The 17523-nt window shown below is 40.6% G+C and carries 14 protein-coding genes; 2 read left to right on the forward strand and 12 right to left on the reverse strand.

The window, feature by feature from the left end; all coding sequences use genetic code 11:
* Positions 1 to 32: 32 nt before the first annotated feature.
* Positions 33 to 1541: an acetyl-CoA carboxylase biotin carboxylase subunit gene (gene accC / locus ACOVO2_RS14745; RefSeq protein ID WP_421770755.1), complete on the reverse strand. Its 1509-nt coding sequence runs from the start codon at positions 1539 to 1541 to the stop codon at positions 33 to 35.
* A 370-nt stretch (positions 1542 to 1911) separates the two neighbouring features.
* Between accC and ACOVO2_RS14750 the strand changes: the two genes are divergently transcribed.
* Both ACOVO2_RS14750 and ACOVO2_RS14755 read left to right on the forward strand, forming a co-directional pair.
* Positions 1912 to 3174, forward strand: a complete 1263-nt coding sequence (locus ACOVO2_RS14750) for an aminotransferase class I/II-fold pyridoxal phosphate-dependent enzyme (RefSeq protein ID WP_421770715.1) — start codon at positions 1912 to 1914, stop codon at positions 3172 to 3174.
* Between the two features lie 202 nt (positions 3175 to 3376).
* Entirely contained in the window at positions 3377 to 3559 is a 183-nt protein-coding gene (locus tag ACOVO2_RS14755) for a histone H1 (RefSeq protein ID WP_421770716.1), read from the forward strand.
* Between the two features lie 318 nt (positions 3560 to 3877).
* Here ACOVO2_RS14755 and ACOVO2_RS14760 read toward each other — a convergent pair whose 3' ends face one another.
* The 11 genes from ACOVO2_RS14760 to ACOVO2_RS14810 form a co-directional block, all read right to left on the reverse strand.
* Entirely contained in the window at positions 3878 to 4960 is a 1083-nt protein-coding gene (locus ACOVO2_RS14760; protein WP_421770717.1) for a Gfo/Idh/MocA family protein, read from the reverse strand.
* 29 nt (positions 4961 to 4989) lie between these two features.
* Positions 4990 to 5547 (reverse strand): DUF1003 domain-containing protein, encoded by a 558-nt coding sequence (locus tag ACOVO2_RS14765; RefSeq protein ID WP_421770718.1) that lies wholly within the window; start codon positions 5545 to 5547, stop codon positions 4990 to 4992.
* Positions 5548 to 5624: 77 nt separating this feature from the next.
* The gene (locus ACOVO2_RS14770; RefSeq protein ID WP_421770719.1) at positions 5625 to 9125 is read right to left on the reverse strand and encodes a M4 family metallopeptidase; all 3501 of its coding nucleotides are present in this window, start codon (positions 9123 to 9125) and stop codon (positions 5625 to 5627) included.
* Positions 9126 to 9215: 90 nt separating this feature from the next.
* Complete coding sequence (locus ACOVO2_RS14775) at positions 9216 to 9578, reverse strand: hypothetical protein (RefSeq protein WP_421770720.1); 363 nt, start codon at positions 9576 to 9578, stop codon at positions 9216 to 9218.
* 162 nt (positions 9579 to 9740) lie between these two features.
* The gene (locus tag ACOVO2_RS14780) at positions 9741 to 10961 is read right to left on the reverse strand and encodes a hypothetical protein (RefSeq protein ID WP_421770721.1); all 1221 of its coding nucleotides are present in this window, start codon (positions 10959 to 10961) and stop codon (positions 9741 to 9743) included.
* A gap of 112 nt (positions 10962 to 11073) precedes the next feature.
* On the reverse strand, positions 11074 to 12474 hold the full coding sequence (lpdA, locus tag ACOVO2_RS14785; RefSeq protein ID WP_421770722.1) for a dihydrolipoyl dehydrogenase: 1401 nt from the start codon (positions 12472 to 12474) through the stop codon (positions 11074 to 11076).
* 31 nt (positions 12475 to 12505) lie between these two features.
* Positions 12506 to 12853 (reverse strand): DUF5615 family PIN-like protein, encoded by a 348-nt coding sequence (locus tag ACOVO2_RS14790; RefSeq protein WP_421770723.1) that lies wholly within the window; start codon positions 12851 to 12853, stop codon positions 12506 to 12508.
* Positions 12850 to 13080, reverse strand: coding sequence for a DUF433 domain-containing protein (locus ACOVO2_RS14795; RefSeq protein ID WP_421770724.1), 231 nt, complete (start codon positions 13078 to 13080; stop codon positions 12850 to 12852). Before ACOVO2_RS14795 ends, ACOVO2_RS14790 begins: the two co-directional genes overlap by 4 nt.
* Positions 13081 to 13083: 3 nt before the next feature.
* Positions 13084 to 13281, reverse strand: a complete 198-nt coding sequence (locus tag ACOVO2_RS14800) for a DUF4177 domain-containing protein (RefSeq protein WP_421770725.1) — start codon at positions 13279 to 13281, stop codon at positions 13084 to 13086.
* 2 nt (positions 13282 to 13283) lie between these two features.
* Positions 13284 to 14816, reverse strand: coding sequence for a 2-oxoglutarate dehydrogenase complex dihydrolipoyllysine-residue succinyltransferase (gene odhB / locus ACOVO2_RS14805; protein WP_421770726.1), 1533 nt, complete (start codon positions 14814 to 14816; stop codon positions 13284 to 13286).
* 81 nt (positions 14817 to 14897) lie between these two features.
* Positions 14898 to 17523: 2-oxoglutarate dehydrogenase E1 component (locus ACOVO2_RS14810; protein ID WP_421770727.1), on the reverse strand; the 2626-nt coding region annotated here is incomplete at its 5' end.

Below are 17523 nucleotides of genomic sequence, written 5' to 3' on the forward strand. Positions count from 1 at the left end.
TTTTGAGAGATTATCTCACAAAATAACTAACCTTAACTTCTCAAAGTTACTCTATTTCTACGCCATTGGCTGGTTTGGGTTGTAGCTGGCGTGCTTTGTGCCGAACTATTATTTTGCTTACGTTTCAAGATTTCGGCCGCTAAAACTGCTGCAATTTCGAGTTCGGTTGTCGAAACTTGCTTTTGAAGCACTTCGGGCGTAAAGTATAAGCCCACAAAACGAGTATCAAACTTACCACTCACAAATGCTTCGTGTTGTAGAGCAAACGTACAGAATGGTAGGGTAGTGGCTACGCCCGTAATCTTAAATTCATCAATGGCTCGGAGCATTTTTTCGATGGCTTCGGTGCGGTCTTTTCCATAGGCAATCAATTTGGCAATCATGGGGTCGTAGTGAATCGGAATCTCCATGCCTTCTTCAATACCATCATCTACTCGCACGCCATTGCCTTGCGGACGTACGTACGTCTGCAATAGTCCTACGTCGGGCAAGAAATTATTGGCTGGGTCTTCGGCACATACCCTCACTTCGATGGCGTGTCCGTTTATCTTCAAATCTTCTTGCTTGAAACTTAACTCACGTCCTTCGGCTACGTATATCATCTCTTTTACTAAGTCAATTCCCGTAATCATTTCGGTTACAGGGTGTTCAACTTGCAAGCGAGTATTCATTTCTAAGAAATAAAAATTCAAATCTTCATCCACGATAAACTCCACCGTTCCTGCACCGTAATAATTACAAGCTTTGGCCACATCAACGGCACATTTGCCCATAGCTTCTCTGATTTCGGGGGTGAGTACGGCCGATGGAGCTTCCTCAACTACCTTCTGGTGGCGTCGCTGAATCGAACATTCTCGCTCGAAAAGATGTACTACATTTCCGTGTTTATCGCCCATCACCTGAATCTCGATATGTTTGGGCTTCGTAATGTACTTTTCAATGAAACAAGCCCCATTCCCAAACGAAGAAATTGCTTCGCCAACGGCTCTATCCATTTGTTCGTCAAATTCTGCTTCGTTTTCTACAACCCTCATTCCTTTTCCGCCACCGCCTGCACTGGCTTTTATCAAAACTGGATACCCAATTTCGGCCGACTTTGCTTTAGCCGCCGCACGGTCAGTGATGGCATCGGGCGTACCAGGAACCATCGGGATGTTGTATTTTGCAACGGTGTGTTTCGATGACAATTTATCGCCCATCACTTCAATTGACTCGGGCGATGGCCCGATGAAAATCAAGCCTGCTTCTTGTACTTTTCTCGAAAAATCGGCATTTTCAGATAAAAATCCGTACCCAGGATGAATGGCATCGACGCCCAAATTTTTAGCTACTTCAATGATTTTGTCACCTCGTAGATAAGACTCCTTCGAGGCGGCTGGCCCAATGCACACAGCTTCATCGGCATATTTTACGTGTGGGAAATTTCGGTCGGCTTCTGAGAAAACCGCTACTGTTTTGATACCCATTTCACGAGCAGTTCGCATCACACGAACCGCAATTTCGCCTCTATTGGCAATTAATATTTTACGAATTGATTTTATCACGTGCTTTTAATTATTTTAGTTTTTGTACTCCAAAGTTTATAGTCGGTGAATAACAGTTTTTTATTTTTGATAGTTTTTCTGACTAAATCTAAAATGCGTTGTTTTTTATAATGACACGGGGCATGATATTTTTGAAAAACTGTCGTCTATTGTCTATCGTCCATCGACTATTTTAACACTAATTAACAATAAAATCAAATTGGATTTTTTAAATATGCCGTAAAAATATTGCACATTTTGTATAGATAGGATTTTTCTAAGAAATTGCAGTTTGGTTTCCTACTAAAAAATCGTTATTTTTGTGTAAAATTTTAAGATGGTGTAATCATTAAAACATTCATCATTTATCATTTATAATTAAGTAATAATGGCACAAGATATTTTCGATAAAGCTCTCAGCAACTTAGGACCCATCGGGTCGCAGGCGAAATTGCTCAATTCGCATCATTATTATTCTTTCCCAAAACTTTCGGGCGAACTCGGTCCGCACATGGAGTTTATGGGCAAGAAAATGCTCAACTGGTCATTGAATAACTATTTAGGGTTGGCCAATCATCCAGAAGTTCGCAAGGCAGATGCCGACGCTGCGGCTGAATACGGTTTAGCCTACCCAATGGGTGCCAGAATGATGACTGGTAACACCGAATTGCACGAACAATTTGAAAAACAATTGGCCGAGTATGTTGGAAAAAAAGATTCGTTTTTGCTCAACTATGGTTATCAAGGCGTTATGTCGGTAATCGAATGTATTGTTGATAGAAAAGATGTTATCGTTTTCGATGCCGAAAGCCACGCTTGTTTGATTGATGGTATTCGTTTGCACAAAGCAAAGGGTGGTACTTACTACCAATTTGCTCACAACGATATGGAAAGTTTGGAGAAAAACCTTATCAGAGCAACCAAATTGGCCGAAGAGCAAGGTGGTGGAATCTTGGTAGTTACTGAGGGTGTGTTTGGTATGTCGGGTAAGGTTGGAAGCTTGGATAAAATCGTTGAACTCAAACAAAAATATAACTTCCGTTTATTGGTTGATGATGCTCACGGATTCGGTACGATGGGTGCAACTGGTGCGGGTGTGCCTGAGTATTTTGGTGTGCAAGACCAAGTTGATTTACACTTCTGTACGTTTGCCAAATCAATGGCTGCTATTGGTGCATTCATTGCCGCCGACCCTGAGATTGTGATGTTCTTGAAATATAACATGCGTTCACAAACTTATGCAAAAGCATTACCAATGCCTTTTGTATTGGGTGGAATGAAGCGTTTGGAATTGATGAAAAATCACCCAGAGTTTAGAGATAATCTTTGGACAATCGTGAAGGCTCTTCAAGATGGTTTCCGCAAGCGTGGATTTGATATTGGAGATACTACTTCACCAGTAACGCCTGTTTTCTTACACGGAAGCTATGATTTACCAACGGTTACGAATTTGATTCGTGACATGCGTGAAAACATGGGTATCTTCTGTTCAGTAATTATTTACCCTGTCGTTCCTAAGGGTGTTATAATGCTTCGTATCATTCCTACTGCTTCACATACGCTCGAAGACGTTGAATATACAATGGATTGCTTCGAGAAAGTACAAGCTAAACTTCAAGCAGGTGAGTATGCTCCCTTGGCAGTAGCGTAAGAAATTGCCGAAAATTGAAATATTGTACACGAAAAGTCTGGTTTCGGCCAGACTTTTTTTGTTTTAAGCAAAAAAAGGTTGTTTTTTATGGTATTTTTAAGTGAAAAATTTGTAATTTTTTATAATATCTCTAACTTGCAAGTACATTCTATTCGTTAATAAACAAATATTTCAATATTCACCAAAAACCTTTATTTCTATTATGGATAAGTACAAAGAATTAACTGACCTTGTTGCCTCTTTGGCAGGAGATTTTGAAAAATTTTATGACAAAGGAAACAACGCTGCTGGTACTCGTGTAAGAGCAGGAATGGCTACTTTGGCTAAATGGGCTAAAGATACAAGAGCAGAAGTTCAAGCTAAGAAAAATGCGGAAAAGGCTTGAGGATGCTAAAGAAATGGTAGATGAGAAAGTATTTCTATTCTTAGTTGAATTAAATTTACGGACCAGGCAGATATACTACTCATATATGAATCATCCCTAATTTTGAGATAAAACTGCCCCTTTGAGGCTAAGTATTGGTAGAAAAGTCGATTTTCTAACAAATAAGTTCCGTAGAAACGACCGATTTCGCTATATTGGTCGTTCCTACGGAACTTAAAATTTGATAAAAGTGCTATTTACTACCGAGCTTCGGCCGCCAATATTTGACTCTTGACAGGGTCTTTCCAAAATTCGGGATGACTCATGTTTATAAGTCTTTTATAGATAAACCACTTGTCCTGTTCGAACTGATTCGTCGCAAGCGAACGCAATTTTTAAGCTATTCACTGCATCTTGTACGTGGTCGGTGAGGTCGATATCTTCTTGGATTGCTTTCAAGAAATAGCGTTGTTCACGATTACAAAGTTCTTGGTGGTCGGGCTCGTCGCTTAAATTAAACCAAGTATCTTGTTTGATAAATTGATTATTAGCATCAATATCGGCATGATGAAAACGTAGTGATTCGGTTTTTGTATGGGCATCAACATTATCTGATTTACCCGCACCACCAGCTTCTTTTGCTACGATTGATACACAGCCTTTGGGCCCGATTACGTCTTTGATGAAGAAAGCCGTTTCGCTCATCATTGGTCCCCAGCCTGCTTCGTACCAACCCACCGAACCATCTTCAAAACGTATCTGTAATTGTCCGTAGTTATAGTTGTTTTCTGCAATATCGTTGGTCAATCTTGCTCCGATGGCTGTAACTTGTAGTGGCTTCGAGCGAGTCATTTGGCACATAACATCAATGTAATGAACGCCACAATCAACAATCGGGCTAAGGCTTTTCATCAGATTACGATGTACATCCCACATTACCCCGTGGCTTTGCTGATTAAGGTTCATACGCATCACCAATGGTTTACCCAATTCGTGCGATAGCTCCACGAATTTCTCCCACGATGGATGATGACGCAGAATATAACCCACAACTAGTTTCTTACCAGCTTTTTTTGCAGCAGCAGCTACTCTTTCTGAGCCTTCAACGGTATCGGCCAATGGTTTTTCTATGAAAACATGGCAGCCACTTTCGAGGGCCATGATTGCAAATGCTTCATGGGTATCGGGGTAAGTCGAAATACAAACGGCGTCGGGTTTGGTTTCGGCAAGTGCAGTTGCGTAGTCAGCATATAAGGCATATCCGCCACCCAATTTTTCGTTGAGCACTTCTTTGCTTTTACCTGTCGATACGATGCCGCAGATTTCAAAACCATCAATCAATTGATAAGCTTGTGCATGAGAAGCTCCCATGTTTCCGCAGCCAACAACGAGTACTCTTATAGGTGATGTTAAGGTTGACATGATGTGTTAATGGATTGTGTAATAAGGTTTTATGATTTATTCTTTAAATGATTTTCTAATCTTGTGTTGATTTCTTCGAGTAATGCAAACTGCTTGGCTTGGGTATCGAACAGTGTTTTGATTTGTTCTTCCAAAAGTAAGTCAATTTTTTGATGTAAACTTCTAATTTCCATTTCGGCTTTCAGATTTACCATATAATCGTTTTCACTTCTCATTCTATCCTTTTCTTCTTGACGATTCTGGCTCATCATGATTATCGGAGCTTGCAGAGCCGCAATGGTTGATAAAACCAAATTCATCAGGATAAATGGATAAGGGTCAAATCGGTCTTTTTCGGGAAGCGTGGCATTGACTATTATCCAAACTGTTAGAATAATTGCAAAAACGATAATAAACTTCCAGCTACCTCCAAATTGTGCCACTTTATCCGAAATCGCTTGCCCACGCGAGATGACTTCTTTGGGAGGGTTTAAAAGATTATTTACAATCAATTGTTCTTCCTCGATTGTCTGTTCTACAATATTGTGCAATTTACTAAGATGCTCTTGTTCGCTTGCAAACAATCCATCAATTTCTTTATTATTCATAGTTTTAAAAAGATTATAGATAAAAGAAACCCCGTCAGGATACTTGACGGGGTTACTAGTTTTTGGATGATAGTATATTATTCTCTAATGATTTTTCTTACGACACTTCCTTGAGAGGTTTCGATTTTTATCGAATATAATCCTTTTGGTAAGGTTTTGATATTCAATGAATTATCGTTGGAAAGTTTATCGAAACTCATCATGTTTTGGCCGGTTGTCGAATAGAAATTCGCTTCTTTGAATATTGCACCTGTTGGTAATGCTATCTTTAGTTCGTCAGCCGTTGGGTTTGGATAAATCACAACTTTTATGTTTTCGTTTGGCTCATTGGCCAAAACCGCAATTCTATTTTCGATGCCATTCGATGCCGCACTGAAACAGCCATCATCGGTAATCGCTCTTACTGTGTAAACTCCGTTTAGGTCTGGTTTTAGCGTTGTTGCCGTTGTTTGTCCACCAACTGGATTACCACCTACATACCATTGGAAATTCTTGCCACCTGTAATCACAAAGTTGCCTCCCGAAAGCGATATTCTCGGAGCTGTAGGGATAATACAGAAGGTTTGAGTTGCACTGGCAGCATTAAATTGTGTATTGCCCGCTTGCGTAGCTCTGATGCTGGCTTTGCCTGCGTTTGTTCCGACTCTAACCGTATTTCCACTGATTGAAATATCGCCAGAACCTACCGAAAACGTAACCGCTAAGTTTGAACTCGAAGAAGCCGAAACCGTGAAACTTTCACCGATATTTTTATCTGCGATTGTGCCAAAATTAATTGTTTGGTCGGTTTTTGTGGTTGTAGTGCTTCGTGTACCTTGAGCGTACCAAACTGCCCAAGAGGCATCAGGTAAGAATTGTTTGGCTGTTCCGGTCGGCGAAATTTTGTTTTTATCAATCCCAATAATATTTACATCTTGTTGTTTTCCATTGAGTGTATTGAATAGCATTCTATCATCAAGACGAGAGTATCCCGGATACCCAATATCATTATTTTCGTAGATGTCATCAATGGCATCATCACCTGTTTTGCTCAAATCAATGGCAATCTGATAATAAGTATCGGGTTCTTCTTCGGTGAAGTAGTCAAACGCAATTACGTCTTGCGAGTTTTTAGAGAATGATGGGTTTCCAATACTCTCACCTGCTTCGAGGTCGGTAAATAATTTTTCAATTTTTCCACTTCCAATAGTATTTTTCGTTAAATCCCATGCTTTAATGAAGCCTACATCCCAGAATTCGATTGTTCCCGAAAGACTCTTTATACTATTGAAAGCATCGTATATAATATTTTCACCCGAATAATCCCATTCGAAAGAGTCAGCGTATTGTACTTCACCAGTGCTTACGCCCGTAGAGTAGGTCGGATTGTAGAGTTGTAATCTGAAACCAGCAAAATTATTTTCAACGTTATAGATGTAAATGTATTTATCACCAGCATCCGTCAGAGCTGCCAAGCGTTTTCCATCTTTCGATACCGCCACATTTCCCCAAACTCCGTCCGATGAAATTTTGGTTTCTGTAAAATTACCAGTTAGGCTGATTCGACGGATATTTTTATCTTTTCCGACAAAATATGCAAATAGACCATCATCCGTAACACTTGGTTTACTCAAACAACCACTTGATGAAATTGCTCGGTATTCGTTTACAGGGGCATTTGCTCTTGCAGTGTAAAGCTTGCCCGAAGATGGCTCAAAAACCAGAATGAAATCTCCACCATTATTGACAGGGATATTTTGTTGTGGAGTTGTAGGTACTGGCGGAGGTGTGTTACTATTGCCATTAGGGTCGGCAATTCCAACGGCATCGAATGCCGCTTTTGCTGCTGCCACAACTGGCGAGTTATCTCCATTGATATCGGCAGCTGCTCTTACTACCGCCAAACGTGCATCAACAAATTTTGAAGTACGAGTCAGATATTTTGTTAAAGCTCGATAATACACCTGTTCGGCCTTGTCCTTACCAACGTTGGTGTTTGAGGCAAATAAGTAGAAAGCATAGTTCGGAATACCACTATTTACGTGCACACCTCCATTGTCGCCTTCCTCTGTATTTGGTAGATTCGCATACTGCGACATCGTTCGTGGCTGATAGCCAGGGTCGTTTCGTCCGCCTTGATTTGGATTTGACACACTACGTAACGCTCCTGATGGAAATGCACCGGGTTTCACAACGTCTTCGCCTAAAGTCCAATCATCACGATCAATCAAAACCCCAAAAACGTCAGCAAAAGACTCATTTAAAGCCCCTGATTGATTTTGATATTCCAGACGAGCCGTTGCTTCCACCACACCGTGAGTCATTTCGTGCCCCGCCACATCCAATGAGCCCGCCAGTGGCTTAAAAGCATCACGGCCATTGCCATAACCCATAAACTCACCGTTCCAATAGGCATTATCCATCCCTCTTCCATCGTCATCGGCAATATTTATGACCGAAATGACGCTACTTCCTTTACCATCGAGTGAATTTCGGCCAAATTTTGTTCGGTAATAATCATAGCAAATTCCCGAATTATAATGAGCTGAAACCGCCGTAGGATTCCAACTATTGAGGTTATTTGATGTTATTTGGCTATACTTCATATTATCTGAAGTTGAATTTTGAGCATCAATCGTCCAAATACCTCCCACTGGGTCATCGGGTAATTTTGAAGTTGTTTTATTATACATTGGGCGTTGCGTGTCGAGCATGTAATAAGTACTGCCTGCTTGCTGAACACTGAATGTGCGAGAAATACCCGCAAGGTCACGGGCGGTGGCTGTAAAAGGACCATCGAGTGAGCAAGTATTGTTAAATTTCTTTAAGACTTCCCCTGTGTTGGCATCTACAAAGTATGTCCAGCGTTCGAGCATATTTGGGCGAATAGTTAGATTATAAGCCAAACGCTCATCGGCAAAATTTCCATCTTTGTGATAGATAATTAGTTCGGCGGTATTTTGCATTTTGCCCAGTAATTTTCCCGTAACTCCAGCTTGCTGCACGATTGATTTTTTGCCTACATCGGTCATTGCAAAAGCAATTGCTTTTTCTTCAGAAAGAGTTGGGGAGATTGAGGCTAAATTAGGAGTCGGGAAATTACGACCATTCAGCACGTCAATTTTTTCGCCTTTGGTGTGTAACCAGATTTCACCACCATAAACAGGAATATTTTTGAATTTTTGTTGAAGCTGAATATGGGTCATTCCGAGTTCGTCAGCTTCCATATTTATCATTTCAAGTTCATGATTCGGATCTTCAATTTTGAGAGCAGTTTTTACATCATTCAGAAAATCAATGGACAGCACCTGTAAGCCTTTTCGAGCGTTGGGTGCTGGAGATTTCGAGAGGTTTTCAATCATCAAAACTCCGCCCGTTTCACTATCGTGCGTAACTTTTAATTTACTCACAAACTTGGTAGAAAGGCGAGGTAATGTAGCCTGTCGAGCGTTTTTATCATTTTTTGGCCCATCAACTTCGGTAAATTGTCCTTGTGGGAGGTTAGTTTTACCTGCCAATGGTTTATGTTTTTTGTCGAAACCTTTCTGAGCGAAAGTGCTTATTGCGGCAAAAAAAAGGAGGATAAAGGTCAGTCTCATAATTATTCGGAAGCGTTATTTGGTGAGATTTGTTTTTTGGAAAAAAAATTAGCGACAAGTTGGAAACTTGTCCTACATCCGCATACTAAGTTATTTCAAATGTACTAAATTCATCAATTCTTTGTATAAATCTTTTACTTTTGCTGGCAAAGTTTCTTTGGAAGCTCCCCATACGATTTCATTGGTGGTTGAATCGTGTTTAAATTTTATGAAATAATACATGTTCCCTGGCTCACGGAAACCTTTTGTTTCAGCAAATAAGACTTTGGTTTTGTTGAAAAGTATCTTTACCGAATCGCTATTTTGTTTACCAAGTTCTGTGAAAACTGTATCGGTACTTTTCTTGTGGTAAAGCCGACCATTTTCGAGCAAATGGTATTCGTTTACTAAGTTCGTAAATCCGCCACCACTCCCAAAAATTATCTGACTTTTTTTATACTTATCGGGGTTCATTTTATGAGAGCAAGCAAATAGTGAAAAGATAAAAGCAAAAGTTAAAATTATTATTTTCAATTTATTTTGAAATTATTGTAAAAATGGAAACTATGAAATATATAAAACAAAAAATATAGATTATTTATTTTGAAAATATTGTATATTTTATTGGGATAGAATTTATGATAAAATTAACTTAAACTTAAATCCTTTGTAAAGCCTTACTAATGATAAAAACAAAATTATACCGAAAATTATTGCAGTAAACTCTGGTTTGTAGGGGTTTAGCCCCAAATACTTATTCGCACCATCGACATTCATCAGATGAGCAACCGAAGTTAAAGCAAAAATCGAATAACGGTTAGTGAGCAACGAATACGCAAAATACATCGGTATAGCAGGAAACGAGTAGCGTTCGTGCATTTGAGTATTCACAAAAAAGAACACTATGGCGGTAGTTGCGGCAGTTAGCCAAAGTAGGGCGTAGTAGTCTTGGTCTAAGGTTTTTTTAGAAAGAATTTTGTTTAATGTGCTGATTATCAGTGGTAGAAACGTAATAGCTGATAGCGTAAAAAACATAAGAAAACCCCATTTTTTATAAGTAAGGCTTGCAAAAGTCAGGGTATCGTTGATGGTTGAGGGGTCTTGTTTGAGCAACAAATACCAAATATTAAAGGCGTTGACCGAAACACGAGGAAAGAAACCAACTGATTCTCGTACAACTTTCAAGAAATTGCTGAAAGTTCCACCCAAAATAAATGGACTTAGTAAGATGAGTTGAGCGATTATGGACACTGCTAACATCTTCACAATCAATGTTTTATCAAACTTTATACTCAACTGATAAACGAGTAATATTACAAAAAATGGTAAGAAAACAATCGCTTGAAGTTTGGCGTAGATTGAGAGCGTACAAAAAAGTGCCGCCCAAAGGAGTTTTCGCTCGAAAAGGCAGATGATGGCTAAGATTACGATGGTAGTTGGTACACTGTCGAGTTGCCCCCAAATGGTGGTGCAGTACAAATAACCCATGTTGAAAAGCAACATGTATTCGGCAAATTGGCGAGTATAATATTTGCGAAGTGCATAAGCGATGGCGATTGCCCCTGCAAAATCGAACAATAAAAAGAAATATTTGAGTTGATAACTGTTGGCGTAAATGAGTTCTTTTGTGCCGTGCATCTTGCCAAACCAGTATAGGCCGTGCAAATAAATGGGCATATAGTTAGTGTCAGAATTATAAATTTGGCTTAAACCATGCTCTAAGGCATAAGCCGACCAACGAGGCCAGTCGTTATTAAGGTCGAACCAAAAACCAGTATGCGGAATGATAGCAACTAAAAGACTAAAAAAGAGTATATGGTGCCATTTGATTGGCGAGTTTTCGATGAGTTTTTGCATGCTTTAATATTTATCGGCCTGCAAATTTAAGAAATAGCAAGCGGAAAAGATAGTAAATAAAAAAGCCTTCCGTTTTTACGAAAGGCTTTCAGTATATTTATTGATATTTCTCTTACGAGTGAATCGCACGATTGGCAGTTGCTGCTAAAGCGGCTTCTTTCAAGGCTTCCATGTATGTTGGGTGAGCGTGCGAAATACGAGCAATATCTTCGGCACTTGCTCTAAATTCCATTGCCGTAACGGCTTCGGCAATCATATCGGCAGCTCTTGCACCGATGATGTGTACGCCCAGAATTTCGTCAGTGGCAGTATCAGCCAAAACTTTTACTAAACCATCGGTATCACCACTGGCAGTTGCACGACCCAAAGCTTTGAATGGGAAACTTCCAGCTTTGTATGCTACACCTTTGGCTTTTAGCTCTTCTTCGGTTGCACCAACTGAAGCAACTTCTGGCCAAGTATAGACTACTCCAGGAATAAGATTATAATTGATATGTGGTTTTTGTCCTGCCATTACTTCGGCTACAAAAACGCCCTCTTCTTCGGCTTTGTGGGCGAGCATCGCTCCACGAACAACATCACCGATGGCATAAATGCCTTTTACGTTAGTTTCTAAAGTATGTTCGTCAACTACAACTTTGCCACGGTCAGTAGCTACGCCAACGGCTTCTAAGTTTAAGCCATCGGTATATGCACGGCGACCAATACAAACTAAGCAATAGTCACCTTTAATTTCAACTGGTTTTCCATCGGCAGCTTCAGCAGTTACAGTGACTTCTTCGCCTGAGTTTTCAATTTTTGTTACTTTCGTATTGAAGAAGAAATCGGCTCCGAGTTTTTTAACTGATTTTTGTAATTCTTTGCCCATTGTCTTATCCATTGTCGGAATCATCGAATCGGCAAATTCTACAAACGAAACTTTAGCACCTAAGCGAGCATAAACCGAACCTAATTCAGCACCGATTACACCCGCACCGATAACGATTAAGTGTTTTGGAATTTCAGTTAAACTCAAAGCTTCTGTACTCGTAATGATTCTTTTCTTGTCATAGTTCATGAAAGGTAGAATCGTTGGTTTCGAGCCAGTTGCAATGATTACTTGTTGGGTTGTGATTGTTTCTTCCGAACCATCAGTTTTTGTGATTTTGATGGTGTTTTTGTCAACAAACGAACCAAGACCATTATGAACCGTAATCTTATTTTTCTTCATCAAGAAATTGATACCTGCGTTCATTTTCTCAACAACACCATTTTTACGGCCAATCATTTTACCAAGATTTGCCACTGGTGCTGAAATCTCGATACCGTGGTCGGCAAAGTGGTGAGCAGCATTATAGAAATGCTCCGAAGAGTCGAGGAGGGCTTTTGATGGAATACATCCAACGTTCAGACACGTTCCCCCCAGAACACTGTATTTTTCGATGATGGCAACTTTTTTGCCTAATTGTGCCGAGCGAATCGCCGCCACATATCCTCCAGGCCCTGAGCCTATTACTACTACGTCGTATTGCATATTATATATTCATCTCCTTTATGAGATATTTTTACCTAATTCTGATAAACTCTTCGTCAATAACTGAAAAATGTCCTTTAAATTCTTCAAAGTGTTTTTGAAATGCTTTTAATAAAATTTCAGCTTTATGAATCGAACTCATATTTTCACCGAGCCTCACAAGGACAATCCCCTTATGAGGAAATTTTAGCTTGAAAATTAATTCACCAAAATCTTTATCTTTTGTAAGCAAGATAGCCGATTCATTTAAAGCAATTTGCAAAACTTCTGTATCCGAAATTGAAGGAAATGATTCTGCAATGTATAAAACATCATAGCCATTTTGTCTTAGTGTGGCTACAATTTTACTCTCAATTCCTTCGTCAGCTACAATTTTCATGAAGCTATCGAGTAAACTTTCATTTCACGAACGGCTTCGGCTGCAAATTGTAAAACAGCTTGAATTGCTTCGTGAGTTAGTCGGGGATAATCCTCGAGTAATTGTTGTTCTGTCTGTCCAGCTGCCAATTTCTCTAAAATCATATCCACAGCCAAACGTGTTCCTGTAATGGTGGGTTTTCCCATCAAAATGTCAGGATTTGACGTTATGAAAGTTGATGTTTTCATTGTTTATTCCTTCGGCCTTTTTAAAACTGCTACAATTCCAGATGTTTCAGTACCACTAACAAGAAACCTGCTGGTAATATTTTCAATGGTAAATGTTGAAACAAGTTCCCAACCTTCTCCGCCAAGAAGATTAAGACTGTCTATGAAAGTTTTTGCTTCCTCAGTTTCAACAGTTACCGTTCTATATTCCCACTTAGTCATGATTACACACCTAAAAGAATTCTTGTTGGGTCTTCCAAGAGTTGTTTAACTCTTACTAAGAAGCTAACCGAATCTTTACCGTCGATGGTGCGGTGGTCATAGCTAAGAGCCACGTACATAATCGGACGAACAACGATTTCTCCATTTACCACCACTGCACGCTCAACGATGTTGTGCATACCCAAGATAGCTGATTGTGGAGCGTTGATGATTGGTGTAGAAAGCATCGAACCGAAAATACCACCATTGGTGATGGTGAATGTTCCACCCGTCATTTCTTCAATCGTAAGTTTGTTTTCACGAGCTTTTCCTGCCAAACGAACTACTTCCGACTCAATTTGAGCGAAGTTCATTTGTTCTGCACTGCGGATTACTGGCACTACCAAACCACGTGGAGCTGAAACCGCAATAGCGATATCGGCGTAGTCGTTATACACGATTTCATCGCCATCAATGTAAGCATTTACTACTGGGAATTCTTTTAATGCAATCGCACAAGCTTTCGTGAAGAACGACATAAAGCCTAAGCCTACGCCATGAACTTCTTTGAATTTATCTTTATATTTTGCTCTTAAATCCATGATTGGTTTCATGTCAACCTCGTTGAAGGTTGTGAGCATAGCTGTTTCTTGTTTTACTGCAACCAAACGTTTGGCGATTGTCTTACGCAATGAAGTCATTTTTTCACGACGTGACGCTCTGCCTCCTTGTGTAGCAGGGGCTGCTGGTGCAGGAGTTGCTACCGGTTTTGCTGCTTGTGGTGCAGGAGCTGCCGCTGGTTTTTCAGCTTTTACAGCATCATCTTTTGTGATACGTCCACCAATGCCAGTACCTTGAACTGTTGCTGGGTCGATACCTTTTTCGGCTAAAACTTTCGCCGCTACTGGTGATGGATGTCCTGCTGCATAGCTTGAATCAGAAGTGGCTGGTGCTGCACTTGTAGTTGGTGCTGGAGCCGCTGCTGGTTGGCTTGCTACTGCTGCACCGCCTACTGTAATCTTAGCTACTACTCCGCCAATTGGCACAACTTGGCCTGCTTGGGCAACGATTGTCAATACTCCGTTTTCTGGTGAAGGCAACTCAAAAGTGGCTTTATCTGATTCGAGTTCGCAGATAACTTCGTCCATTTTTACGCTATCGCCTTCTTTTTTGCTCCAAGCTGCAATCGTAACTTCAGAAATTGATTCGCCAACTGCTGGTACGACTACATCAATTACTTTGGTAGCAACTGGTGCTGCTGGAGCTTCGGCCGCTGCTTTTGGGGCTTCGGCTGCCGCAGGAGCTGCTACTGCTGTACTTCCCGCAGCTTCGATTTTGCATATTAATGCTCCAATGGGTAGGGTAGTACCTTCTGGGGCTACTATTCTTAGAATTCCGTCGGCTTCGGCGGGTAGTTCGAATGTGGCTTTATCTGACTCCAATTCACAGATAACTTCATCCATTTTGACTAAATCACCGTCTTTTTTTGTCCATGAAGCGATGGTTACTTCGCTTACTGATTCGCCCACCGAAGGGACTTTCATTTCTATTGCCATGATGATTCTATTTTTCTACTGCTTTTTTTTCTTCTTTATTATATATCAACATTTTCTAAGGCTAACTTAGTTTCTTTGGTGTTATTTGGCTGCAAAAGCTCTTTCAACGAGGTCGGATTGCTCTTTTGCGTGTACTTTCGTGAAGCCTGTTGCTGGTGAAGCACTCGATTTACGAGCTACTACATTACCCAAACCAACTTCTGGGAATTCACGCAATACAAATGACCAATAACCCATGTTTTCAGGTTCTTCTTGTACCCAAATGATTTCTTTTGCTTTGTATTTTGCCAATTCTGCCTCCACTTGTTTTTTAGGGAATGGGTGCAACTGCTCAACTCTAATGATGGCTACATCAGTGCGGCCTTCTTTTTGTTGTTTGTCGAGTAAATCGTAATACACTTTTCCGCTGCAAAGCAATACACGTTTTACCTTTTTAGGGTCGGCGTATTTATCTCCGATAACTTCTTGGAATGATGTTCCTTCGGCGAAATCGCTCATCGCTGAAACCGCCAATGGGTGACGCAACATTGATTTTGGAGATAAGTGAACACAAGGCTTGCGGAAAGGCAATGCCAATTGACGACGCAACATGTGGAAAATGTTGGCTGGCGTAGTACACGTACAAACGTACATATTATACTCGGCTGCCAATTGTAAGAAACGCTCAGGACGAGCATTTGAGTGTTCAGGACCTTGACCTTCGTAACCGTGTGGTAATAATAATACCAAGCCATTCATTGAGTTCCATTTCGACTCAGCGGCTGAAATGAATTGGTCAATCATGGTTTGAGCTCCGTTGGCGAAGTCACCGAATTGTGCTTCCCAAATTACGAGTGCATCTGGGTTGGCCATTGCGTAGCCATATTCAAATCCCATTACACCGTATTCCGATAATAATGAGTTATAAATCTCGAATTTGCCTTGTCCTTCGCCTAAATGAGACAAGTTGTTATAATTTTGGTTAGTTTCAGAATCGTGCAATACTGCGTGACGGTGCGTGAATGTACCACGTTGTACGTCTTGACCTGTGAAACGAACAAATTTTCCTTCATTAAGAATCGAACCGTAAGCCATCAATTCACCCACCGACCAGTTGAATGGTTTGTCTTGTGCGAAGATTGCTTTTCTTTCGTCGAGTATTTTTTCGATTTGTTTTAAAGGCTTGAAGTCAGCTGGAACATTCGATAATGCTTTGCCAACTTTATCAATTACCTCTTGTGAAATACCCGTTGCTGGTGATTTCTCGAAATCTTCTGGCACCGAACGACGAAGTTTTGCCCAAGCCTCTTCCAATTTTGGTTTTTGGTAAGGCAATTGTTTTTGTTTTACTTTCGCCAAAAGGTCTTGTAATTCACCTTCGAAACTTTTCTTCATTTCTTCGGCAAACTTTGTATCGGCTTCGCCACGAGTCATTAATTCTTGCAAATAAATTTCACGTGGATTGGCGTGTGAGTCGATGGTTTTGTACATCGTCGGCTGAGTCATACGTGGTTCGTCAGATTCGTTATGACCATATTTACGGTAACAAACCATATCAACGAATACATCACGGTTGAATTCTTGACGGAACTCGGTAGCCAATTTCATGGCATAAACTACTGCTTCTGGGTCGTCGCCGTTTACGTGGAAGATTGGAGCATCAATGATTTTAGCGATGTCAGAGCAGTAAATTGCCGAACGAGCATCATCAAAATCGGTTGTGAAACCTACTTGGTTATTGATTACAAAATGGAGCGTTCCGCCGGTGTAGTACGCCGGGAGGTTCGACATTTGTGTTACTTCATATACAATACCTTGACCCGCTACGGCTGCATCGCCGTGAATTAAGATTGGCAATACTTTGTCGTAAATATCGTCACGGTCGTTTGGTTTTACGGCCGCTTTCTCGAAGTGAGCATCGGCTCTGGCACGTGCATAACCAACCACCACTGGATTTACAGCCTCTAAGTGCGAAGGGTTCGCCATTAATTTCAAGCTTACACGGTGGCCTTCTGGAGTTTCCACTTGGCTGGTGTAACCCATGTGGTATTTTACGTCACCATCGCTATATGATTCAAGCGTTACATTTTCTTCGAATTCGTTAAATACTTGTTCATAAGGCTTTTGCATGATGTTTGTCAAAACATTCAAGCGTCCACGGTGGGCCATTCCGATTACAACCTCTTCTACACCTAATTCTGCTCCACGGTTGATGGCAATATCAAGGGCAGGAATGGTTGATTCGCCACCTTCGAGCGAGAAACGTTTTTTACCTAAGAATTTTGTATGAATGAAATTCTCGAAGTTTACAGCTTCGTTCAATTTCTCAAAAATGCGAAGTTTTTGTTCACGCGTTGGATCGAAGTGCAGATATTCGTTTTCGATTTTCTTGCGTAACCAGTTTTTTGCTTTTCTATCTCTAATATAAAGGTATTCAAAGCCAATTTTTCCGAGATAAACTTTCTTTAAAGCATCAACAATTTTACGAAGTGTAGCGGCTTCTCCGAACAATTCGATCCCTGCTTCGAATACAGTATCAAGGTCTGCATCAGAAAGATTAAAATCAGCAAGGTCGAGCATTGGTTGACGGTCTTTACGTCCGCCGATTGGATTAGTTTTTGAAAGTAAGTGTCCACGTGAACGGTATCCACGAATCAGATGCACTACTTCCATCTCTTTGCGGGTATGTTCTGCACTTACAGGGGCTCCTGCCGCAGGAACGCCTGCC

Origin of the sequence: Emticicia sp. (assembly GCF_049241225.1) — a bacterium.
GTDB lineage: Bacteria > Bacteroidota > Bacteroidia > Cytophagales > Spirosomataceae > Emticicia.

Coding starts and splice junctions, on each gene's coding strand:
- ACOVO2_RS14770 (WP_421770719.1), bottom strand. CDS start 9,125: ATGAGACTGACCTTTATCCTCCTTTTTTTTGCCGCAATAAGCACTTTC.
- ACOVO2_RS14755 (WP_421770716.1), top strand. CDS start 3,377: ATGGATAAGTACAAAGAATTAACTGACCTTGTTGCCTCTTTGGCAGGA.
- lpdA (WP_421770722.1), bottom strand. CDS start 12,474: ATGCAATACGACGTAGTAGTAATAGGCTCAGGGCCTGGAGGATATGTG.
- odhB (WP_421770726.1), bottom strand. CDS start 14,816: ATGGCAATAGAAATGAAAGTCCCTTCGGTGGGCGAATCAGTAAGCGAA.
- ACOVO2_RS14790 (WP_421770723.1), bottom strand. CDS start 12,853: ATGAAAATTGTAGCTGACGAAGGAATTGAGAGTAAAATTGTAGCCACA.
- ACOVO2_RS14760 (WP_421770717.1), bottom strand. CDS start 4,960: ATGTCAACCTTAACATCACCTATAAGAGTACTCGTTGTTGGCTGCGGA.
- ACOVO2_RS14780 (WP_421770721.1), bottom strand. CDS start 10,961: ATGCAAAAACTCATCGAAAACTCGCCAATCAAATGGCACCATATACTC.
- ACOVO2_RS14775 (WP_421770720.1), bottom strand. CDS start 9,578: ATGAACCCCGATAAGTATAAAAAAAGTCAGATAATTTTTGGGAGTGGT.
- ACOVO2_RS14795 (WP_421770724.1), bottom strand. CDS start 13,080: ATGAAAACATCAACTTTCATAACGTCAAATCCTGACATTTTGATGGGA.
- ACOVO2_RS14765 (WP_421770718.1), bottom strand. CDS start 5,547: ATGAATAATAAAGAAATTGATGGATTGTTTGCAAGCGAACAAGAGCAT.
- ACOVO2_RS14750 (WP_421770715.1), top strand. CDS start 1,912: ATGGCACAAGATATTTTCGATAAAGCTCTCAGCAACTTAGGACCCATC.
- ACOVO2_RS14800 (WP_421770725.1), bottom strand. CDS start 13,281: ATGACTAAGTGGGAATATAGAACGGTAACTGTTGAAACTGAGGAAGCA.